The 22,064-nt window shown below is 63.7% G+C and carries 18 protein-coding genes; 5 read left to right on the top strand and 13 right to left on the bottom strand.

Annotated elements, in window-relative coordinates:
* Window positions 1–33: 33 nt before the first annotated feature.
* Window positions 34–1,257 (bottom strand): chromate efflux transporter, encoded by a 1,224-nt coding sequence (chrA, locus tag FB597_RS08070; RefSeq protein WP_144769098.1) that lies wholly within the window; start codon window positions 1,255–1,257, stop codon window positions 34–36.
* Window positions 1,258–1,283: 26 nt separating this feature from the next.
* Window positions 1,284–1,763 (bottom strand): Lrp/AsnC family transcriptional regulator, encoded by a 480-nt coding sequence (locus tag FB597_RS08065; protein ID WP_141914322.1) that lies wholly within the window; start codon window positions 1,761–1,763, stop codon window positions 1,284–1,286.
* Window positions 1,764–2,029: 266 nt separating this feature from the next.
* Between FB597_RS08065 and mdeB the strand changes: the two genes are divergently transcribed.
* Both mdeB and FB597_RS08055 read left to right on the top strand, forming a co-directional pair.
* Window positions 2,030–4,705: an alpha-ketoglutarate dehydrogenase gene (gene mdeB, locus FB597_RS08060; RefSeq protein WP_144769096.1), complete on the top strand. Its 2,676-nt coding sequence runs from the start codon at window positions 2,030–2,032 to the stop codon at window positions 4,703–4,705.
* Window positions 4,706–4,878: 173 nt separating this feature from the next.
* Window positions 4,879–5,637 carry an SDR family oxidoreductase gene (locus tag FB597_RS08055; protein WP_141914320.1) on the top strand — a complete coding sequence of 253 codons (759 nt, stop codon included), beginning with the start codon at window positions 4,879–4,881 and terminating at the stop codon, window positions 5,635–5,637.
* Window positions 5,638–5,718: 81 nt separating this feature from the next.
* Here FB597_RS08055 and FB597_RS08050 read toward each other — a convergent pair whose 3' ends face one another.
* The 9 genes from FB597_RS08050 to FB597_RS08010 all read right to left on the bottom strand — a co-directional run bounded on the left by FB597_RS08050 (window position 5,719) and on the right by FB597_RS08010 (window position 12,561).
* Window positions 5,719–6,303, bottom strand: coding sequence for a UbiX family flavin prenyltransferase (locus tag FB597_RS08050; protein ID WP_186442755.1), 585 nt, complete (start codon window positions 6,301–6,303; stop codon window positions 5,719–5,721).
* Between the two features lie 41 nt (window positions 6,304–6,344).
* Window positions 6,345–6,656, bottom strand: coding sequence for a Grx4 family monothiol glutaredoxin (grxD, locus tag FB597_RS08045; protein WP_144769093.1), 312 nt, complete (start codon window positions 6,654–6,656; stop codon window positions 6,345–6,347).
* A gap of 263 nt (window positions 6,657–6,919) precedes the next feature.
* Window positions 6,920–7,285 carry a ribosome hibernation-promoting factor, HPF/YfiA family gene (gene hpf / locus FB597_RS08040; RefSeq protein ID WP_144769091.1) on the bottom strand — a complete coding sequence of 122 codons (366 nt, stop codon included), beginning with the start codon at window positions 7,283–7,285 and terminating at the stop codon, window positions 6,920–6,922.
* Window positions 7,286–7,430: 145 nt separating this feature from the next.
* Window positions 7,431–8,921, bottom strand: coding sequence for an RNA polymerase factor sigma-54 (locus FB597_RS08035; protein WP_141914316.1), 1,491 nt, complete (start codon window positions 8,919–8,921; stop codon window positions 7,431–7,433).
* Between the two features lie 99 nt (window positions 8,922–9,020).
* Window positions 9,021–9,761, bottom strand: a complete 741-nt coding sequence (gene lptB / locus FB597_RS08030) for an LPS export ABC transporter ATP-binding protein (RefSeq protein ID WP_141914315.1) — start codon at window positions 9,759–9,761, stop codon at window positions 9,021–9,023.
* A 1-nt stretch (window position 9,762) separates the two neighbouring features.
* On the bottom strand, window positions 9,763–10,350 hold the full coding sequence (gene lptA / locus FB597_RS08025) for a lipopolysaccharide transport periplasmic protein LptA (protein WP_141914314.1): 588 nt from the start codon (window positions 10,348–10,350) through the stop codon (window positions 9,763–9,765).
* Window positions 10,351–10,376: 26 nt separating this feature from the next.
* Entirely contained in the window at window positions 10,377–10,985 is a 609-nt protein-coding gene (gene lptC, locus FB597_RS08020) for an LPS export ABC transporter periplasmic protein LptC (RefSeq protein WP_141914313.1), read from the bottom strand.
* Window positions 10,982–11,536: an HAD family hydrolase gene (locus FB597_RS08015; protein ID WP_144769089.1), complete on the bottom strand. Its 555-nt coding sequence runs from the start codon at window positions 11,534–11,536 to the stop codon at window positions 10,982–10,984. The genes lptC and FB597_RS08015 overlap by 4 nt, the downstream gene beginning before the upstream one ends.
* Window positions 11,533–12,561, bottom strand: coding sequence for an SIS domain-containing protein (locus tag FB597_RS08010; protein ID WP_144769087.1), 1,029 nt, complete (start codon window positions 12,559–12,561; stop codon window positions 11,533–11,535). The genes FB597_RS08015 and FB597_RS08010 overlap by 4 nt, the downstream gene beginning before the upstream one ends.
* A 388-nt stretch (window positions 12,562–12,949) precedes the next feature.
* On the opposite strand from FB597_RS08010, the gene FB597_RS08005 reads away from it, so the two are divergent.
* The 3 genes from FB597_RS08005 to FB597_RS07995 all read left to right on the top strand — a co-directional run bounded on the left by FB597_RS08005 (window position 12,950) and on the right by FB597_RS07995 (window position 17,803).
* Window positions 12,950–14,941 carry a cation:proton antiporter gene (locus FB597_RS08005; RefSeq protein ID WP_141914309.1) on the top strand — a complete coding sequence of 664 codons (1,992 nt, stop codon included), beginning with the start codon at window positions 12,950–12,952 and terminating at the stop codon, window positions 14,939–14,941.
* A gap of 24 nt (window positions 14,942–14,965) precedes the next feature.
* Entirely contained in the window at window positions 14,966–15,880 is a 915-nt protein-coding gene (locus tag FB597_RS08000) for an AEC family transporter (protein WP_144769085.1), read from the top strand.
* Between the two features lie 174 nt (window positions 15,881–16,054).
* Window positions 16,055–17,803, top strand: a complete 1,749-nt coding sequence (locus FB597_RS07995; protein ID WP_144769083.1) for a methyl-accepting chemotaxis protein — start codon at window positions 16,055–16,057, stop codon at window positions 17,801–17,803.
* 297 nt (window positions 17,804–18,100) lie between these two features.
* On the opposite strand, the gene FB597_RS07990 is transcribed toward FB597_RS07995, so the two are convergent.
* Window positions 18,101–18,868 (bottom strand): phytanoyl-CoA dioxygenase family protein, encoded by a 768-nt coding sequence (locus FB597_RS07990; RefSeq protein WP_144769082.1) that lies wholly within the window; start codon window positions 18,866–18,868, stop codon window positions 18,101–18,103.
* 173 nt (window positions 18,869–19,041) lie between these two features.
* Window positions 19,042–21,897 (bottom strand): excinuclease ABC subunit UvrA, encoded by a 2,856-nt coding sequence (uvrA, locus tag FB597_RS07985; protein ID WP_144769080.1) that lies wholly within the window; start codon window positions 21,895–21,897, stop codon window positions 19,042–19,044.
* Window positions 21,898–22,064: the final 167 nt, after the last annotated feature.

The raw sequence follows: 22,064 nt of genomic DNA, 5'->3' as shown, positions 1-22,064 counted from the left end.
GCCGCAAGCGGCGGCCATGCGCGCGGCAGGGCCTCAACCTTGGCCCATGACGCCGATCGCACCGCCTGCCGCGCCAAGCGAAAGCACGACCAGCCAGGGCGGCCATTTCCAGAACACCAGGGCCACCAGCGCCAGTATCGCCATGGCAAAGTCTGACGGCTGATGAATCGCGCTGGTCCATACCGGCTGGTACAAGGCCGCCAGCAGCAGGCCGACCACGCCGGCGTTTATGCCGGCAAGCGCGGCCTGCATCCGGGCGTTGCCGCGCAGGCCGTCCCAGAACGGGATGGCGCCGCCCACCAGCAGGAACGACGGGGCGAATATGGCCAGCAGGCAAATCAGGCCGCCAGCCCATCCGGAAGGGCTGGAATTCATGGAGGCGCCCAGGAACGCGGCGAATGTGAACAACGGGCCGGGCATGGCCTGGGCGGCGCCATAGCCGGCCAGGAACGTATCGTTATCGACCAGCCCCGGTGGCACCACTTCGGATTGGAGCAAGGGCAGAACGACATGGCCGCCGCCGAAAACCAGTGAGCCGGCGCGGAAAAACGAACTGATGTCGGCAATGGCGCCATGCGGGAATGACGCGGCCAGGATCGGAAGGCCGATGAGCAGGCCGGCGAACAGCAGCAACAGGCAGGCGCCTGTCCGGCGGCTGACGCGCAGCGGCAAAGACTCGTGGGCGTGCGCAGCGTCCGGCTTGAAGGCCAGCATGCCGACCAGTCCGGCCGCTGCGATGACGCTCAACTGGCCCACTGCGTTGGGCAGGAGCAGGGCGATACATGCCGCAACCGCCATGATGGAGATGCGGGCGGCATCGGTGCACAGGTTGCGCGCCATGGCCCACACGGCCTGCGCAACTATCGCCACGGCCACGACCTTCAAGCCATGTAATGCTTCTGCCGGAACGAGTGTCCCGAAATGGGCGATGCCAAGGGCAAACAGTATCAATGCAATGGCTGAGGGCAAGGTAAAGCCCGCCCAAGACGCTATTGCGCCGGGATAGCCATGCCGGAGCAGTCCAATGGCAATGCCGACCTGGCTGCTGGCAGGGCCGGGAAGGAATTGGCATAAGGCGACCAGATCCGCGTAACTCCGCTCGGAGAGGAAGCGCCGTTTGGTAACGAATTCGTTGTGGAAGTAGCCGAGGTGGGCAACCGGGCCGCCAAACGAGGTCAGGCCCAGCCGAAGGAAGATGAGGAACAGGCCCCACAGGCTCTCTTGGCGCTGGGCCGATGCCGGCTGGTCTGGATGCATGTGGCGTCGCTTTTGCGCTGTGCCGTTCAGCGCCTGGGTTTGATCTTGGGCGTGGGCAGCGCGGTCTTGTACTTGATCTGCTTGAGCGCGAAGCTGGAGCGGATGTTCTTGATGCCGGGGATCTTGGTCAGGTGGTCGACGATGAAGTGCTCCAGCGTCAGCAGGTCGGGCACGACGATGCGCAGCAGGTAATCCTCGTCGCCGGTCATCAGATAGACTTCCATGACTTCATCGAAAGCGCTCACCGCGCTTTCAAACTGGGCCAGCGCTTCGGCGCCCTGGCGCTCCAGGATCACCTTGACGAACACGTTGACCTTCAAGCCCAGCAGGTGCGGGTCGGCCAGCGCCACGTAGCGCGAGATGATGCCCTCGGTTTCCAGGCGCTTGACGCGCGCCAGGGTCGGCGAGGGGGAAAGGTTGATGCGGCTGGCGAGTTCCAGATTGCTGATCGAGCTGTTCTCCTGGAGGATGTTCAGGATCCGCAAATCGGTGGTATCTAGTTCCATTATCGAAATTTAATTCTGTAAGTTTCAATTTTTCAGCATGTGGTGCTGAATATTGTATGACAACTTCCCATTTTAAGTGACTCATGCCGGTGCATCAGGCGTATCGTAAGCCCACCAATGAATAAAAACGCCGAATAAAGGCGTCCGGCGTGAGGAGACCAATGGCGCGGCCTGTGTTGTACCGGCTTTTTGGCTCTTTGCATAGATTTGCGTAGCAAAGGCCCGATTCGGCCTGCATTGCAACAACAGGAGATCAGGAAGTGGAGATGTCGTCAGCCAATGGTATTGCCCGCGATATTGATATCGACGCCCAGGAAACCCAGGAGTGGCTGGAGGCGCTGCAAAGCGTGCTGGCCGAAGCCGGCCCGGAGCGGGCGCGCTTCCTGCTCTCCCGGCTGTCGGCCGCCGCCCGGCAACACGGCATCAACTGGCGCGATGCGCGCAATACGCCTTACCTGAACACCATCCGTCCTGAACAGGAACCGCCGTTCCCCGGCGGCTCCGACGCGCAGGCCATCGAAGAGCGCATCGCCAGCATCATGCGCTGGAACGCGCTGGCCATGGTGGTGCGCGCCAACCGCTCCTATGGCGAACTGGGCGGCCACATCGCCAGCTTCGCCTCGGCGGCCGACCTGTTCGAAGTCGGCTTCAACCATTTCTTCCGCGCGCGCGACGACCGGTTCGCCGGCGACATCGTGTATTTCCAGCCGCATTCGGCGCCGGGCATCTATGCGCGCGCGTTCCTGGAAGGCGCGCTGTCCGAAGAGGACCTCGGCTACTACCGCCGCGAAATAGAAGCCAAGCGCGCCGGCAAGCAGGGCCTGTCGTCCTACCCGCATCCCTGGCTGATGCCCAACTTCTGGCAGTTCCCCACCGGCTCGATGGGCATCGGCCCGATCAACGCGATCTATCAGGCGCGCTTCCTGCGCTACATGGAGCATCGCGGCCTGCTGCAGGACCAGAACCGCAAGGTATGGGGCGTGTTCGGCGACGGCGAGATGGATGAGCCGGAATCCCTGGCGGCGCTGTCGCTGGCCTCGCGCGAGAAGCTGGACAACCTGATCTTCGTGGTCAACTGCAACCTGCAGCGCCTGGACGGCCCGGTACGCGGCAACGGCCACATCGTCGATGAGCTGGAGACCTTGTTCGCCGGCGCCGGCTGGAATGTGATCAAGCTGCTGTGGGGCTCGGACTGGGATGCGCTGTTCGCGCGCGACAAGGACGGCGAGCTGGTCGATGCGCTCAACCGCACCGTCGATGGCCAGCTGCAGACCTTCGCCGCCAACGACGGCGCCTTCAACCGCGAACACTTCTTCGGCCAGACGCCCGGCACCCAGGCGATCGGCGCCACGCTGACCGATGAGGAGATCAACCGCCTGCGCCGCGGCGGCCACGATATGAAGAAGATCTTCTCGGCCTACCAGGCCGCCGCCAGCCATCGCGGCCAGCCGACCGTGATCCTGGCGCAGACCAAGAAGGGTTACGGCATGGGGGCGGCCGGCGAAGGCAAGATGACCACCCACCAGCAAAAGAAGCTGGATGAGGAAAGCCTGCTGCAATTCCGCGACCGCTTCAAGCTGCCGCTGTCGGATGAGCAATGCCGCTCGCTGGCCTTCTACAAGCCGGCTGACGACAGCGCCGAGATGAAGCACCTGCATGCGCGCCGCGCGGCGCTGGGAGGCTACATGCCGCGCCGCCAGGCCGGCGATGCCAGGCGCTCAGTGCCGCCGATGGCATCGCACAGCAAGTTCGCGCTGGAGGCCGAGGGCAAGGAAATGTCGTCGACCATGGCGCTGGTGCGCCAGCTCGGCAACCTGCTCAAGGACAAGGAATTCGGCCAGTACGTCGTGCCCATCGTGGCCGACGAGGCGCGCACCTTCGGCATGGCCAACCTGTTCCGCCAGGTCGGCATCTATTCTTCCCAGGGGCAGTTGTACGAGCCGGAAGACATCGGCTCCATCCTCTACTACCGCGAAGCCAAGGACGGCCAGATCCTGGAGGAGGGCATTACCGAGGCCGGCGCCATCTCATCCTGGACGGCGGCGGCGACCGCCTACTCGGTGCACGGCACGCCGATGCTGCCGTTCTACATCTACTACTCGATGTTCGGCTTCCAGCGCATCGGCGACCTGATCTGGGCCGCGGCCGACCAGCGCGCGCGCGGTTTCCTGATCGGCGCCACCTCGGGGCGCACCACGCTGGGCGGCGAGGGCTTGCAGCACCAGGACGGCAGCAGCCATGTGGTGGCGGCGTCGATCCCGAACTGCGTGTCTTACGATCCGGCCTATGCGTATGAGCTGGCGGTGATCGTCGACGACGGCATGCGCCGCATGCTGGAACGCAATGACGACGTGTTCTACTACGTCACCGTGACCAACGAGAACGAGGCGCAGCCGAGCATGCCGGCCGGGGTCGAGCAAGGCATCCTGCGCGGCATGTATTGCCTGGGCAGGAAGGCGAAGCCGCAGGCGCGCCTGCTGGGTTCCGGCCCGATCCTGAAGGAAACCGTGGCTGCCGCCGCGCTGCTCGAAAAGCATTGGCAAATCGACGCCGAGGTGTGGAGCGTGACCAGCTTCACCGAGCTGGCGCGCGACGGCGTGGCCGCGCAGCGTCAGCAGCGCCTGGCCGGCGGCGATGCGCAAGCGTATGTGACGCAGCAACTGCAAGGCAGCGACGCGCCGGTGATCGCGGTGAGCGATTACATCCGCACGCTGCCTGAAAGCATCCGCGCCTTCGTGCCGGGCAGGTATGTCACGCTGGGCACCGATGGTTTCGGGCGCAGCGATACGCGGGTCAACCTGCGCGATTTCTTCGAGATCGATGCGCGCTGGATTGCCTATACCGCGCTGGCCGAAGTATTCGGCGGCGACCGCGCCAAATTGCAGGCTGCCGCATCGACGCTGGGGATCGATACCGGCAAGCCGCTGTCTTCCTCGGTGTGAGCGCATGCCGGCAGCGGCCATGCATGAATGCCGGCGCGGGGATTGAAAATCTCTCATCGAAGCGGCGCGCCGCGTTTGCTATAGTGAAAGCCGCCTGTGCGCAACAGGCGGCTTTTTTACGGCCGCGCTGGCGCAGCGACATTCACCCACAAGATCAGACAGGAGTAGACACGATGGCAGCACCGAAACGAATTGCGCTGGTAACCGGCGCCGGCTCCGGCATTGGCCGGCAGATCACCCTGGCGCTGTTGCGCGACGGCTATGGCGTGGCCCTGGCCGGCCGCCGCCAGGATGCGCTGGAAGAGACCGTGAAGCTGGCCGGCGAGCATGGCGCCAACGCACTGGTGGTAGCCGCCGACGTCACCGACCCGGCTTCGGTGAAGAACCTGTTCGTCAAGACCCGCGAACGTTTCGGCCGTCTCGACATGGTGTTCAACAACGCCGGCATCTTCGCGCCGCCGGTGTCGCTGGAAGAGCTGAGCGTGGAGCAGTGGAAGTCGGCGGTGGACATCAACCTGACCGGCGTGTTCCTGTGTACGCAGGAAGCCTTCCGCATCATGAAGGAGCAGTCGCCGCGCGGCGGCCGCATCATCAACAACGGCTCGATCTCGGCGCACGCGCCGCGCCCGTTCTCGGCGTCCTACACCGCGACCAAGCACGCCATCACCGGCCTGACCAAGGCCACCTCGCTGGACGGCCGCCAGTACGACATCGCCTGCGGCCAGATCGACATCGGCAACGCCGCCACCGACATGACCACGCTGATGAAGAAGGGCACGCTGCAGGCCGACATGTCGACCAAGGTTGAGCCGACCATGGATGCCGAGCATGTGGCCCGCGCCATCCTCTACATGGACAGCCTGCCGCTGGACGCCAACGTGCAGTTCATGACGGTGATGGCGACCAAGATGCCTTACATCGGCCGCGGCTGATCGCCGTTCGGCTGCAAAGAAAAACGCGCCGCAGGTTTTCCTGCGGCGCGTTTCGTTTGTGGCATGCGTTGCGCTGCCGGTTCAGTCCGATGCCGGTTTCATCCCTAGCCATTCCGGCGTGAGCTGGTGTTCAAGGCCGAACAGGTCGAGTACGCGCCCCAGCGTATGGTCGACCATCTGTTCCATCGAGGAGGGCCGGTGGTAGAAGCCGGGCAGCGGCGGGAAGATCACGCCGCCCATCTCGGTCACCGCCGTCATGTTGCGCAGGTGGGCCAGGTTGAAGGGCGTTTCGCGCACCATCAGCACCAGGCGGCGGCGTTCCTTCAGCACCACGTCGGTGGCGCGCGTGATCAGGTTGTCGGAAAGTCCATGGGCCACCGACGCCAGCGTTTTCATCGAGCACGGCGCCACCACCATGCCGGCCGACGCAAAGGAGCCGCTGGCGATAGCCGCGCCGACATCGCGTACGTTGTAGACCACGTCGGCCAGCGCTTCGACATCCTTGCGGCTGCGGTCGAGCTCCTGGTGGATATTGAGTACGCCGGCATCCGAGATCAGCAGGTGCGTTTCAACCTGCGCGTGTCCGCGCAGGTGTTCCAGCAGGCGCACGCCATAGACCGCGCCCGTCGCGCCGGTGATGGCGACGATCAGGCGCTGGCGCGGCATGCGGCGGGAACCAAGGGAATCCAGGCGGCGCGGCGAAGCAATCAGCCCTTGAGCAGGGTCTGCAGTTCGCCCGAGCTATACATTTCGTTCATGATGTCCGAGCCGCCGATGAATTCACCCTTGACGTACAGTTGGGGAATGGTCGGCCAGTTCGAATATTCCTTGATGCCCTGGCGCACGTCGGGGCTTTCCAGCACGTTGACGGTGACGATGTTCTCGGCGCCGCTGGCCTTGAGCAATTGGATCGCCTTGCCGGAGAAGCCGCATTGCGGGAATTGCGCGGTGCCTTTCATGAACAGCACGACAGGGTTTTGGGTCACGGTTTCCTTGATCCAGGATTGAACGTCGCTCATGGCTATGCCTTAAAAAATGGTGATTGCCGACATTATATGAAAAAGCCGCCATCCGCGTTTGAAACACGGCGTGCCGGGGCAAGGTGTTGTGTGCGGCCACGTAAATTATTTGAATGGTTTGCAATGTTTCCTGGCGGCTATTCCCAATGGCGGTCCGGCGGCCGGGAAACCGGAGCGTCGGGAGAAATGCAAAAGGGCGCTTTCGCGCCCTTTCCTCTTTGAGGGGGCCTGGTGCGGCCCCGTCGTTGGCGGATCGTTATCAGCTATGCACTTGCGCTTGCCACCGCGCCCGAAACGGTGTCTTCCGGCAACCTCTTGGCCATCGAATAATGGTCTTGCAGCCGATCCTTGTGCTTGATGACCTGGCGATCGAGCTTGTCGATCAATGCATCGATGGCCGCGTAGAGATCGTGGGCGATACTTTCCGCATGCAAATCCTTCCCTTTGATATGGACGTTGATTTCCGCCTTTTGCCTTTTTTCTTTTTCTGTCAGTTTGTCTACGCTCAGGATGACGCTGATGTCGATCACATTGTCGAAATGACGCTTGATCCGTGCCAGCTTGCTTTGCACGTATTCCCGGATGGCGGGGGTCAGTTCGAGGTGGTGTCCACTAATGGTCAGATTCATACAACACTCCTATCGTGAAGTCACTGGAGGTTCGTGCATCTCATCCAATACACCCGGAGAGAGTACAGCGTTTGTGTCAGAGGGCATGGATGCTTGCCTGAACACAGCGACGGCTGCAAGTACTACAGAAAAACTGAGGAAAAACTCAGAGGGATTTGCGGAGATTGACTGGTGGAATCTTCAGCACTTCGCGGTATTTTGCGACAGTCCGTCGCGCGACCACCATGCCTTGTTCTGCCAGCATATCCGCAATCTTGCTATCGGATAATGGGGTCTGCGGGTTTTCGGCTCCTATCAGTTGTTTGATCAGTGCCCGTATCGCGGTGGAGGAGGCTTCACCTCCGGTTTCGGTCGCGACATGGCTACCGAAGAAGTATTTCAACTCGAACATGCCATGCGGCGTGAGCATGTATTTCTGAGTTGTCACACGCGAGATAGTGCTCTCGTGTAGACCCAGTGTATCAGCAATTTCGCGCAGCACAAGGGGGCGCATGGCAACTGCCCCATGGGAAAAGAAGTTTCTTTGACGTTCGACAATAGCTTGGGCAACTCGCAAAATTGTATCGAAGCGCTGGCGCATATTCTTGATCAGCCACTTCGCCTCTTGCAGCTGCGATGTGAGCGAAACCTCGCCTTTGGATTGCTTGAGCGCGCTCGCATACATCGCGTTCACGCGCAGCTTGGGCATGACGTCATGATTGAGCGTGACCTGCCAGCCGTTCTTTGTTTGTTTGACAATCACATCCGGCACCACATAGTCGGAAGCGTCGCGGGCGAATTCGGCGCCCGGGTGCGGCCGGCATTGGCGGATGACGACCTGGGCTTCGCGCAGGTCTTCGTCGTCGCAGTCGAGCGCCTTCTTGATCTTGTTGAAATCGCGCTGGGCGAACAGCGGCAGGTAATCCTCGACGATCTTCAGCGCCAGCTTGCGCGTGACGAAAGGCACGCCGGGCAGCCGGCGGATCTGCAACGCCAGGCATTCGCTGGGGCTGCGCGCGCCGACGCCGGCCGGGTCAAGGCTTTGCAGCAGCTTGAGCGCGATCGACAGTTCTTCGAGATCGATTCCCAGTTCTTCGGGCAGGTGCGCCAGGATGTCTTCCAGCGGCTCGTCCAGGTAGCCGTTGTCGTCCAGCGTATCGGCCAGCAGCTCCAGCAGCGCGCGGTCGCGCAGCGTGCGGGCGGTGACGCGGATCTGTTCCACCAGGTGTTCGCGCAGCGTGGTCTGGTGCGCTTCCAGCTGCGGCCGCGCATCTTCATCGTCGGATGATTTGCCGTTGCGCGCGACATCGTCGAAGCTCCATTCGGATTCGCCGCTGACGCTGCCTTCGGGCGTGTTGTCCTGGTAGTCGAGGCTGGATTCGCCGTCGCTTGCGGGCGCGGGCGCCTCGGCGCCGCTTTCGCTGGCGTTGTCGGCTACACCGCTGGAGGGCGAGGCGGAGAGGGCGCCGTCGGCCAGCAGCCGTACCGAATTGTCGAGCGCGTCGTCAAGCCGCTCGAGCAGCGGGTTGTCGGACAGGATCTGTTCCAGTTCCTGATGCAGTTCCAAAGTAGACAATTGCAGCAGCCTGATCGACTGCTGCAATTGCGGCGTCAATGCGAGGTGCTGCGATGTGCGTAACTGGAGGGACTGTTTCATCTGGCTTTCGGGCGCCGCGTGGCCGGCTTGTTACGTGCTGCTGTGCTGTCGTGCGTTGCATGTTGTGCGTCGCGCCGGCGTGGCTTGGCGCAGGGCCGCTCACATGCGGAAATGTTCGCCCAGGTAGACGCGCCGCACCGATTCGTTGGCGATGATGTCGTCCGGGCTGCCGCTGGCCAGCACCGTCCCCTGGTTGATGATGTAGGCGCGGTCGCAGATGCCCAGCGTCTCGCGCACGTTGTGGTCGGTGATCAGCACGCCGATGCCGCGCTCCTTGAGGAAGCGCACGATGCGCTGGATCTCGATCACGGCGATCGGGTCGATGCCGGCGAACGGCTCGTCGAGCAGCACGAAGCGCGGATCGGTCGCCAGCGCGCGCGCGATTTCGACGCGGCGCCGTTCGCCGCCCGACAGCGAGAGCGCCTGGCTGTCGCGCAGCTTCTCGATCTGCAGTTCATGCAGCAGGTTGTTGAGGCGGCCTTCGATCTCGTCGCGCGAGAGCGGCTTGCCGTTCTCCTGGCGCAGTTCGAGCACGGCGCGGATATTGTCTTCCACCGTCAGCTTGCGAAATACCGAGGCCTCCTGCGGCAGGTAGGACAGGCCCAGCGTGGCGCGCTTGTGGATCGGCAGGCCTGAGATGGCGGCGCCATCCAGGTCGATTTCGCCGCCGTCGGACGGCACCAGGCCGACGATCATGTAGAACGAGGTGGTCTTGCCGGCGCCGTTGGGGCCCAGCAGGCCGACCACTTCGCCGCTCTGCACTTCCATCGACACATCGCGCACCACCTGGCGCGCGCCATAGCTTTTCTTCAGTCCGCGGACCACCAGCGAGCTCACCATGTTACTGGTCCTTTCCAGGTTGGGCCGGCTGTGTTGGCGGCGCCGGCTGGGCGGGCGGATTCTTGGGCTGGATCACGGCGGTGATCCGGCCCGCGCCCGGCTTGCTTTCGCCCGAAGCGGTATTGTTGACCGAATAGAATTCGGCGCGGCTGTCGTAGGAGATGAACTCGCCGTTGACCTCATCGGTAATGCGCTTGCCGTCCATGCGCTGGATGTGGGCGCGGTTGAACAGCTTGGAAATCTCGGTCTGCTCGGAATACTCGATGCGCTCGGCCTGGCCTTCGATCCACAGGTCGGGGCCGCCGTCGCGCTTCTGGCGGAAGCTGGCCAGCGAACCCGGCGCCGCATACAGCACCGCATATTCATAGCCGTACTGGTCGGTGGTCAGCACCACGCGGCCGGCCTTGATCAGCAGCGTGCCGCGCGTGAGCACCACATTGCCGGTGAAGGTCTTCACCTGGCGCACATCGTCGTAGACCATCTGGTCGGCTTCGATGTTGGTCGGCTTGGTCGAGTCGGCCTTTTCCGCGTGCGCCGCGCCGCAGATGGCGAGCAGCAGCAACCAGGGCAATAAGAGTGAGCGTTTCATAAGTTCCTGTCAGGTTGAGTCTTGGCTCAGCGTTTCTTTTGTGTCGGTTCGTAGTAGCCGCGCACGTTGCCCAGCAGTTGCACTTCCTGCGTGGCATTGTTGGCGATCATCCCCACGCCGTTCAATCTGGTGGTGCCCATCGTCATTGCAACCGGTTTGTCGGTCTTGACGATTTCATCGTCCGGCAGCAGCAACAGGTATTCGGAGACCAGGTGCATCGGGGCGCCGCCGTTGGTGCCGCCGCGCGTGGCGTTGGCGTTGCCGTACATGTGGATTTTGGTCTGCTCGTCGGTCACGCGCGCGGTGTCGGAATACAGCTCCATCGGCGGCTTTGCCTTGTCCAGGCTGTGTACCACCGGCTTGGTGATCTCGAAGGAGTCGTCCGTCGGGAAGTGGACCATTTTGGCGCCCGATATGTCGTAGCGCGGCAGTCCGGTCGGACCCAGTTTCACGTAGTTGAAGTTTTCCAGGTAGTAGTCGGGTTTGCCGGTCGGGCGGACATAAGGCTGCTGGTCGCCGCTGTTGCGCAACGTCTGCAGCACCCAGAAGCTGCCCAGCGCGAGCGCGACCAGCACCACCAGCAGCACGCCCAGGCGGATGCGTTGCGCCGCGCGTTCGCCGCTGTGGTTGCTCATGCCAGGTACGGCGCCAGCGCCGCCTCGTAGTTCCCTTGTGCGGCCAGCACCAGGTCGCACACTTCGCGCACGGCGCCGTTGCCGCCGATGGCGGCCGTCACGTAGTCGCAGCGCGATTTGACTTCACGGTGCCCGTTGGCTACGCAAGCCTTGAAGCCGACCTTGGTCAGCACCGGCAGGTCGATGATGTCGTCGCCCAGATAGCCGCAATCGGCGGCCTGCAGGCCGGTGTGCTTCAATAGCTCCCCGAATGCCAGCCGCTTGTCATGGACGCCCTGGAAGACGTGGGCGATGCCCAGGTCGTTGGCCCGGCGCAGCACGAAAGGCGACTGGCGCGCGGTGATGATCGCGGCGGCCACGCCGAACTGCTGCATCATCTTGATGCCGTGGCCGTCCAGCGCATTGAAGCGTTTCACCGATTCGCCGTCTTCGCCGTAGAACAGCCCGCCGTCGGTCAGCACGCCGTCGACGTCGAAGATCATCAGCCGCGTGGCGGCGGCCTTGGCGAGGATGGCGGGCGCAAAGGTGCTGGCGAAGGCTGACGTCATCAGATCACCTTGGCGCGGGTCAGGTCATGGATGTGCAGCGCGCCGGTCAGCACGCCTTGCGCATCGGTCACCAGCAGTTGGTTGATGCGGAATTCTTCCATCAATTGCACGGCGTCCACCGCCAGCTGGTCCTGGTTGACGGTGCGCGGATTGGCGTGCATGACGTCGGCGATGGCGAACTGGCTGAAATCCTGTCCGCGTTCCAGCAGGCGGCGCAAGTCGCCGTCGGTGAACACGCCGATCGGGCGGAAATGTTCGTCGACTACGGCGGTCATGGCCATGCCCTTGCGCGTGATTTCCATCAATGCCGCAGATAGCGAGACATCCGGCCGCACGGCGGGGATGGCGTCGCCGCTGCGCATGACGTCGCGCACATGGGTCAGCAGGCGGCGGCCCAGGGCGCCGCCCGGATGGGAGCGCGCGAAATCCTCTTCCATGAAGCCGCGCGCATCCAGCAGCGACACCGCCAGGGCGTCGCCCATGGCCAGCGTGGCGGTGGTGCTGGCCGTCGGCGCCAGGTTCAGGGTACAGGCTTCCTGGTCGACGCCTACGTTGAGGTGGACGGCGGCCAGCTCGGCCAGGCTGGATGCATCGTTGCCGGTCATGGCGATGATCACCGCCCCCATGCGCTTGACGATGGGCACGATGGCCAGCAGCTCGGCGGTTTCACCCGAATTCGAGATGGCGATGAAGACGTCGTTGGGGGTGACCATGCCGAGGTCGCCGTGGGCGGCTTCGGCCGGATGCATGAAGAGCGCCGGGGTGCCGGTGGAGGCCAGCGTGGCAGCGATCTTGCGGCCGATATGGCCGGACTTGCCGATGCCGGACACGACCGCGCGGCCCTGGCAGCCGAGCAAGAGATGCACGGCGCGGGCGAGCGGTTCGGAACTGTCGTCGGACAGGCGGTTTTTCAGCGCCAGGATGGCATCGGCTTCGATCTGAAAGGTCTGGCGCGCCAGTGCGATGGCGCGCCGCGCGTCCTCGGTCGAAAAAGATGCGGGCGTGGATTTATCATCGGTTACACTCATAACCGAAGTATAAACGAATTAGCAAAGCAAAAAACTTGCCAGATGTAAGGAGGAGATGCAATGACGGCCAGCGGGCCTTCATTGCGGTTGCGTTGCAGCATGTGCGCAACACCCGGAGAACCGGGCTGGCAAGCGCCAATATGCCAGATTTGCTGCGTCGGCAGAACGGTCGGCAGCGCCGGGAATTGCCATGATGACATGCCTGCCATTGCTGTTGCCGGGGATCGTTTTCACACATGCCCGCACCGAATTGGTGGGACTCGTATTGTGCGCTGCGTTACGCGGATGCGCATGGCGGCGCGGGAGGCTCCGTCCGGGCATGTTTCTCGCTTGGCCGGTTCGCATAGTTCAGCTCATATAAAAGATCTAACAAGCAAATCATCCACACATGTTTTCCGGACTGGAACTGACCTTATTCCTGCTCGCCGCGGCTGTGCTCGGGGTGGTGGCTTTCCGCATGATGCATCTGCCGCCGATGCTGGGGTACCTGGTGGTCGGCATCGTGATCGGGCCGCATGGCCTGGGCTTTGCCGAAGACAATGAAACCACCCACGCGCTGGCCGAGTTCGGGGTGGTGTTCCTGATGTTTTCCATCGGGCTGGAGTTCTCGCTCAACAAGCTCTCGGCGATGCGCCACATCGTGTTCGGCCTGGGCGTGGCGCAGGTGGCCGCCACCATCGCCGTGACCATGGTGTTCGGCTGGGCGGTCGCCTATTTCCTGCCGCAGCTTACTTCCATCAGCTGGCAGGCCGCGTTCGCGCTGGGCGGCGCGCTCACCATGTCGTCCACCGCCATCGTCTCCAAGCTGCTCACCGAAAGGCTGGAGCTGGAAACCGAACACGGCCGCCGCATCCTCGGCGTGCTGCTGTTCCAGGATCTGGCGCTGGTGCCGCTCCTGATCGTGGTGCCGGCGCTGGCCAAGGATTCCGGCAACCTGGTGGTGACGCTGGGCTGGGCGGTGGCCAAGGCGATGGTGGTGCTGGCCCTGCTGCTGTTCTTTGGCCACAAGCTCATGCGCAGCTGGTTCAAGGTAGTGGTCAAGCGCCGTTCGCAGGAGCTGTTCATGCTCAACCTCTTGCTGATCACGCTGGGGGCGGCCTGGATTACCGAGAAAGCGGGGCTGTCGCTGGCGCTGGGCGCGTTCATCGCCGGCATGCTCATTTCCGAGACCGAGTTCAAGCACCAGGTGGAGGAAGACATCAAGTCCTTCCGCGACGTGCTGCTGGGCCTGTTCTTCATCACCATCGGCATGCTGCTCAATGTGCATACGCTGATCGAGCACTGGTTCCTGGTGCTGCTCTTGCTGATCGGGCCGGTGCTGTTGAAATTCGGCCTGATCGCGGCGCTGGCGCGCCTGTTCGGTTCCAGCACCGGCGTTGCCTTGCGCACCGGGCTGGCGCTGGCGCAGGCGGGCGAATTCGGCTTCGTGCTGCTGAACCAGGCCGGCGGCCTGAAGCTGATCGATCCCTTGCTGATCCAGGTGATCCTGGCCTCGATGGTGCTGTCCATGCTGGCCGCGCCGTTCATCCTGGCCAAGTCCGACGCCATCGTGATGAAGTTGTCGGCCAACGAATGGATGCTGCAATCGCTGGCGCTGACGCAGTTGGCCACGCGCACCATGAATGCGCAGAAGCACGTGATCATCGCCGGCTTCGGCCGCAGCGGGCAAAGCCTGGCGCGCCTGCTGGAGGAGGAGGGCATCACCTACCACGCGCTGGAGATGGACCCGGAACTGGTGCAGGACGCCCGCAGCGGCGGCGCCAATGTCTCCTACGGCGACGCCGCCCGGCGCGAGAGCCTGGTGGCGGCCGGCATCCACCGCGCCGCGGCGCTGGTGGTGACCTACGCCAGCACGCCGTCGGCCCTGAAGGTGCTGCACCATGCGGCCGAACTGGCGCCGGAGTTGCCGGTGATCGTGCGCAGCTACGACGATGCCGACCTCGACAAGCTGCTCGCCGCCGGCGCCACCGAGGTCGTGCCGGAGTCGCTCGAAGGCAGCCTGATGCTGGCTTCGCATGCGCTGGTGATGCTGGGCATACCGCTGCGCCGGGTGGTACACCGGGTGCAGGATGCGCGCGATGAGCGCTATGCCTCGCTGCGCGGTTATTTCCATGGCGCCGCCGATATCGATGACGGCAGCGAAGGGCTCAATGTGCGCCTGCAGTCGGTGACGCTGATCGACGGCGCGCGCGCCATCGGCAAGACCCTGGCCGAGATCGACCTGCCCGGCCAGTGCGGCGCCGAAGTCACCATGCTCAGGCGCGGCAAGCAGCGCGTCGAGGCGGCCCAGGACACGATCCTGCTGGGCGGCGACATCGTGGTGCTGCGCGGCAGCTCGGAAAACATCCTGCGGGCCGAAAAGCGCCTGCTCAGCAAATAACTCCCCCATCAGCCCCATCCCCGCATGGCACTCATCGAACGCATCTGCAGCATCATCCTTCCGGTCTTCGTCATCATCGGCATGGGCTATGGCTACGCCCGCTGGCGCGGCGAAGTGGTGCGCATGGACATGGCGTCGGTCAATCGCGTCTCGATGGAGGCATTGGCGCCGCTGATGATCTTCAGCGCGCTTTCCTCCAAGTCGTTCGACCTTTACCACAACGGCTGGCTGATCCTGGCCAGCGTGCTGATCTCGCTTGGTTCCGGGTTGCTGGCATGGCCGGTGGCGCGGGCGCTGGGTTATGACAAGCGCACCTTCCTGCCGCCCATGATGTACAACAACGGCGGCAACATGGGGCTGCCGCTGCTGCTGCTGGCGTTCGGCCAGGATGCCTTGCCGGCGGCGGTGGCGTTGTTTACCGCCTCTACCTTCGTTTATTTCTCGCTGTGCGTGAAGATGATCCAGTCCGGCCGCGAGCAGCGTCCGGGTTCGCTGCTGCGGCTGGTGTCGAGCCCGATCATGCTGGCGATGATCCTGGGCGTCTTGTTCGCGGTCTTGCACATCAGCCTGCCGGCGCCGCTGTTTTCGGCCATGAAACTGCTGGGCGAGGCCAGCATCCCCATCATGCTGTTTTCGCTGGGCGTGCGCATGATGGACATCAGCTTCAAGAGCTGGCATATCGGCCTGGTGGGCGCCGTGGTGTGTCCGGTGGCGGGGCTGGTCTGCGCGCTGGCGCTGGATCAACTGCTGCCGCTGACGACGGTGCAGCGCGGCGAGATGTACCTGTTCGCCGCCTTGCCGCCGGCGGTGCTGTGTTTCATGGTCGCCGAGCAATATCGGCAGGAACCGGACAAGGTCGCCTCCATTGTGCTGCTGGGGAATCTGGCGGCGATCGTGTTCGTTCCCTTCGGGCTTTGGCTGGGCTTGCCCGAGCACTGAATTCCTTCCCGGAAATGAAAGCTGCCGCCAGGCAATGCCTGGTACGGGAAATGCTTGGCCTTAGCTGCGGTATTCCGCGATATCGCCGGCTTTGCGCCGCGGTATAAATCGGGGAGCGGTCGCAACATCATCGTGTTGCTGCGGCGCCAATAGCCATGATGCAAGGGGATGCATATGTTCAGCAAATTGACGATCAAGGCGCGCCTGATCTTCGTAATCGGTTTTCTCGCAGTCCTGCTGGCCGCTTCGGGCGCCCTCGGGCTGGCCAGCCTCCATTCGACCAATGCGCAGATGCGCTCCCTCTATGAAGACCGGCTGGTCGCGCTATCGCAGCTGGGAGAGATCGCGGCGGCCCTGGACACCGGACGTTACGGCATTTCCACCGCCATCGTTGGCGACTCCGGCGACATCGACAAAGGCATGGACAAGCTGGAGAAGACCGTCAAGGACAGCGACAAGATCCTGCAGGAATACCTCGGCACCTACCTGACTCCCGAAGAAAAAATGCTGGTCGACAAGCTTGTCCCGCAGCGCCAGAAGTTCATCGCCGAAGGCGTCAAGCCGGCCGCCGAGGCATTGCGCAACCGCGACTTCCAGGGCGCCAGCGACCTGTACAACGGCGTGATGCTGCAGCTCTTCAACGAGGCGCATGCCAGCATGACCCAACTGATGAACCTGCAGCGCCGCGTCGGCGGTGAGCTGTACGAGAATGCGCAACGCCGCTACCAGACGCTGGTTGGCGTGATGCTCGCCGCCATCGGGATCGGCCTGGCGGTGGCCGTGTTCATGGGTTTCATCCTGGTGCGCGCCATCTCGCGCCCGCTGGAGCAGGCGGTGAAGGTGGCCCAGGGCGTGGCCGCCGGCGACCTGACGCAAGACATCGAAGTGCGCAGCCGCGACGAGACCGGCCAACTGATGCAGGCGTTGAAGGAGATGAACGGCAACCTGCTGCGCATCGTCGGCGAAGTGCGCACCGGCACCGACACCATCAACACGGCCGCGGCCGAGATTGCCAGCGGCAACCTCGACTTGTCCTCGCGCACCGAGCAGCAGGCCGGCTCGCTGGAAGAGACCGCCTCGGCGATGGAAGAACTGACCTCCACCGTCAAGCAGAACGCCGACAATGCCCGCCAGGCCAACCAGCTGGCAGCCTCGGCTTCGGATGTGGCCTCGCGCGGCGGCGACGTGGTGCGCCAGGTGGTCGACACCATGAGTTCGATCAACGACTCTTCGCGCAAGATCGTCGACATCATCAGCGTGATCGACGGCATCGCCTTCCAGACCAATATCCTGGCGCTCAATGCGGCGGTGGAGGCCGCGCGCGCCGGCGAGCAGGGCCGCGGCTTCGCGGTGGTGGCATCGGAAGTGCGCTCGCTGGCCCAGCGCTCGGCGTCGGCCGCCAAGGAGATCAAGGCGCTGATCGACGATTCGGTCAGCAAGGTCGGCAACGGCAGCACGCTGGTGGCGCAGGCCGGCGCCACCATGGACGAGGTGGTGGCCAGCGTGCGGCGCGTGACCGACGTGATGGGCGAGATCACCGCGGCCAGCCAGGAGCAGAGCTCGGGCATCGAGGAGATCAACCGCGCCGTCACGCAGATGGACGAGACCACGCAGCAGAACGCCGCGCTGGTCGAGGAGGCGGCCGCTGCCGCGCAGTCGCTGCAAGAGCAGGCGTCGCGCCTGTCGACTGCGGTCAGCGTGTTCCGCCTGCACGGCATGCAGGCCGCGCCGGCGGTATCCGTGGCACCGGTGGTGGCATCAGCAGCTTCCGCCGCGCCTGCGGCCAAGCCGCTTGTAGCGCTCAAGGCAAGTGCCCCCAAGGCGGCCGCCGCACCCAGGAGACCGTCCCCCAAATTGGCGGCGCCGGCTTCGGCTTCGCCCAAATCGGCAGCAGGGGCGGATGATGATTGGGAACAGTTCTGACGCCGTTTCGGCGCCAATGAAAAAGCGCAGCCTGGGCTGTAATTCCGTTCATTAAGGCTAATTCAGAAGAACTCATCACCTAGCCCGTTCGGGCTGAGTAGGCCCGCCAGGGCCGTATCGAAGCCAGCGTGCCAGTGTCAGCGGCCTTGCCTGCCCTTCGATACGCTGCTGCGCAGCTACTCAGGGCGAACGGAGTCTGGGCTCCGTAATTACAAAAAAATGCCGTTCAGTACTTAACTGAACGGCATTTCAGCCTGGGCTGCGCTTTTTTCTTTCCGGCGTCCGCGGCCGAAGGGATCAGGCATCCAGCGGGATATCTTCCGCCGCCGCCGAACGCGTGCCTGGCACCGGCGGATTGCTGCGGCCATGATAGGCGAACACCACCGAGCATTTGACCTGTTCGCTGTCGTTGCGGCCGGCGGCGTGGAACAGGCCGCTGTGGAACAGCACCACGTCGCCCGGATCCAGGCTGAGGGCGATGCCCTGGGCGAACAGGGCCTGGTTGGCGGGGACTTCGGGGCGCAGGAAGTCGAGCGCATCCATCTGCTCCGGCCGCAGTTGCAGCAGGTGCGAGCCGGGGATGAACTTGAGTGCGCCGTTGTGCGGCGTCTCCGCGCCCAGCGCCAGCCATACCGAGATCAGATCATTGCGCGGGAACGACCAGTAGCGGATATCGCGGTGCCAGCCGGTGGCGGTGCCGAAGGCCGGATGTTTGGTCATCACGCAGTTGTGGTGCGCCAGCGTGACGCAGGCCGGCTCGCCGAACAGCTGTTGCAGTATGGCGACCAGATGCGGATCGGATGCCCACTGGCGGTACACCGGATCGCGCTGCCAGGCCGCGCGCAGGCGCCGGGCGGTGCGGCCGCCTTCGGCCTCCAGCGAGGTCGGGGCGCCTTCATAGCCGACTTCGGCTTCGTATTCGAGCGGCGCCACGGCGCGCCTGAGGTGGTCCTGCGTCACGGCCAGCATCTGTTCGCGCTGGGCGGCGGGGACCAGCCCCTTCAACAACAGATAGCCTTCCTTGCGGAAAGACTCGACCTGGGCGGGGGACAGCGGGTTTTGCATGGCGATTTTTCTCGATTGCAGCGGCAAGATATACACAGTCTGCCGATATTGTGCGCCTGACGGCGGCCGGATGCATGACGATCAGAACCCGCTCAGGTTCCAACGCATCGGGCCGGCGCGCAAGATACAGTTGCTGCTTTTATCTGTATCGTTTGCGCGCCCTCAAGCCGGCATCACTTTTTCTTCTTGAGCAAAGGGGCGAGATACTTGCCGGTAACGCTGGCCGGGTTCCTGGCCACGTCTTCCGGGGTGCCGGCGGCCACGATCTTGCCGCCGCCGGCGCCGCCCTCGGGGCCGAGGTCGATGATCCAGTCGGCGGTCTTGATCACGTCCAGGTTGTGCTCGATGATGGTCACCGTATTGCCCTGGTCGCGCAGGCGGTGGATTACCTTGAGCAGCAGGTCGATATCGTGGAAGTGCAGGCCGGTGGTCGGCTCGTCCAGGATATACAGCGTGCGGCCGGTATCGCGCTTGGACAGCTCCAGCGACAGCTTGACGCGCTGCGCCTCGCCGCCGGAAAGCGTGGTCGCGCTCTGGCCCAGCTTGATGTAGCCCAGGCCGACATCCAGCAACGTTTGCAGCTTGCGCGCGATCAGCGGCACCGGTTTGAAGAACTCGTGCGCATCTTCCACCGTCAGGTCGAGGATCTCGGTGATGTTCTTGCCCTTGTACTGCACTTCCAGCGTTTCGCGGTTGTAGCGCTTGCCGTGGCAGACGTCGCACGGCACGTACACGTCCGGCAGGAAGTGCATCTCGACCTTGATCACGCCGTCGCCCTGGCAGGCCTCGCAGCGGCCGCCCTTGACGTTGAACGAGAAACGGCCGGCGCTGTAGCCGCGTTCCTTGGCCATCGGCACGGTGGAAAACAGGTCGCGGATCGGCGTGAACAGGCCGGTATAGGTGGCCGGGTTGGAGCGCGGCGTGCGCCCGATCGGCGCCTGGTCGACCGCGATCACCTTGTCGAAATGCTCCAGTCCGCCGATCGCCTCGTGCGCGGCCGGCTCGGTCTGCGAGCCGTACAGGTGGCGCGCCGCCGACAGGTAGAGGGTGTCGTTGACCAGCGTCGACTTGCCCGAGCCGGATACGCCGGTCACGCAGGTCAGCAGGCCCACCGGCAGTTCCAGGTCGACGTTCTTGAGGTTGTTGCCGGTGGCGCCGGTAATGATCAGCTGGCGCTCGGGATCGGCCGGCGTGCGTTTCCTGGGTACGGCGATTTCCAGCGAACCGTTGAGGTACTTGGCGGTCAGCGACTTCTTGTTCTTCAGGATATCTTCCAGCGTGCCCTGGGCGATCACGTCGCCGCCATGCACGCCGGCGCCGATGCCCATGTCGACCACGAAATCGGCGGTGCGGATGGCGTCTTCGTCATGCTCCACCACCAGCACCGTGTTGCCGATGTCGCGCAGGTGCTTCAGGGTGGCGATCAGGCGGTCGTTGTCGCGCTGGTGCAGGCCGATGGACGGTTCATCCAGCACGTACATCACGCCGGTCAGGCCGGAGCCGATCTGCGATGCCAGCCGGATGCGCTGCGCTTCGCCGCCGGAGAGCGTGTCGGCGCTGCGTTCCAGCGACAGGTAATCGAGGCCGACGTTGTTGAGGAATTTCAGGCGCGAGATGATTTCCTTGATGATGCGGTCGGCGATTTCCTTCTTGGCGCCGGTCAGCTTCAAGGTTTCGAAGAAGTGCAGCGTGTCGCGCAGCGGGGTTGCGGCGACTTCATAGATGGCGCGCTGTTGCTTGCCTGCGCCGACCTTCACATAGCGCGCTTCCACGCGCAGGCGGGCGCCGTGGCAGGACGGGCATTGCTTCTCGTTGATGAACTTGGCCAGCTCTTCCTTGACCGCCATCGAATCGGTTTCGCGGTAGCGGCGCTGCAGGTTGTTGACCACGCCTTCGAAGGTGTGCTCCTTGACCACGGTACGGCCGCGCTCGTTGACGTAGGCGAACGGGATGGCCTGGCGGCCGGAGCCGAACAGCACCGCCTGCTGCGCCTTGTCGTCCAATTGCTCGAAGGGCACGTCGAGGTCGAAGTTGTAGTAGGCGGCGATGCTGGTGAGCATCTGGAAATAGAACTGGTTGCGGCGATCCCAGCCCTTGATGGCGCCGGAGGCCAGCGAAAGGTTGGGGAAGGCGACGATGCGCTTGGGATCGAAGAACTCGATATGGCCCAGGCCGTCGCATTCGGGGCAGGCGCCCATCGGGTTGTTGAACGAGAACAGGCGCGGCTCCAGCTCCTGCAGCGAATAGCCGCAGATCGGGCAGGCGAACTTGTTGGAGTACAGGTGCTCGCGGCCGCTATCCATTTCCAGCGCGATGGCGCGGCCCTCGGCCAGGCGCAGCGCGGTCTCGAAACTTTCGGCCAGGCGCTGCTTGATGTCGGCCTTGACCTTGACGCGGTCGATGACGACGTCGATGGTGTGCTTCTCGGTCTTTTTCAGCTTGGGCAGTTCGTCGACCTCGTAGACCTTGGCCGCGCCGGTGCCGCTCTGGATGCGGAAGCGGATGAAGCCCTGGGCCTGCATTTCCTCGAACAGGTCGGCGTGCTCGCCCTTGCGGTTGGCCACCACCGGCGCCATGATCATCAGCTTGGTGTCTTCCGGCAGCGCCAGCACGGCGTCCACCATTTGCGACACCGATTGCGCCTCCAGCGGATGCTCGGGATGGTCCGGGCAGTACGGCGTGCCCACGCGCGCATACAGCAGGCGCAGGTAGTCGTGGATTTCGGTCACCGTCCCGACGGTGGAGCGCGGGTTGTGCGAGGTCGCCTTCTGCTCGATCGAGATCGCCGGCGACAGGCCTTCGATCATGTCGACATCGGGTTTTTCCATGAGCTGAAGGAACTGGCGCGCATAGGCCGACAGCGACTCGACGTAACGGCGCTGGCCTTCCGCATACAAGGTATCGAAAGCCAGCGACGACTTTCCCGAGCCGGACAGGCCGGTGATCACGATCAGCTTGTTGCGGGGGAGGTCTAGGTTGATATTCTTCAGATTGTGCGTGCGTGCGCCGCGAATGCGAATTTCTTCCATGGATGCCTTCAGCAAAGTTTTCCTGCCGCCGCGCGGACCAAGGCCAGGCGCGGGAGAATTGGGGGAGACAACATGTAACTATAACAGGACTGTCAATCGCCGGCAGGGCTGGCTGGCGGGGTGAAGCCGATGGGGGAAGCGAGTGGAAAAATGACAGTAGCGCAATG

Source organism: Herbaspirillum sp. SJZ099, from assembly GCF_007828355.1.
Classification (GTDB): Bacteria; Pseudomonadota; Gammaproteobacteria; order Burkholderiales; family Burkholderiaceae_D; genus Herbaspirillum.
Note: the sequence above shows the minus strand (reverse complement) of the source record. Positions and strands in the feature narration are given on the sequence as shown.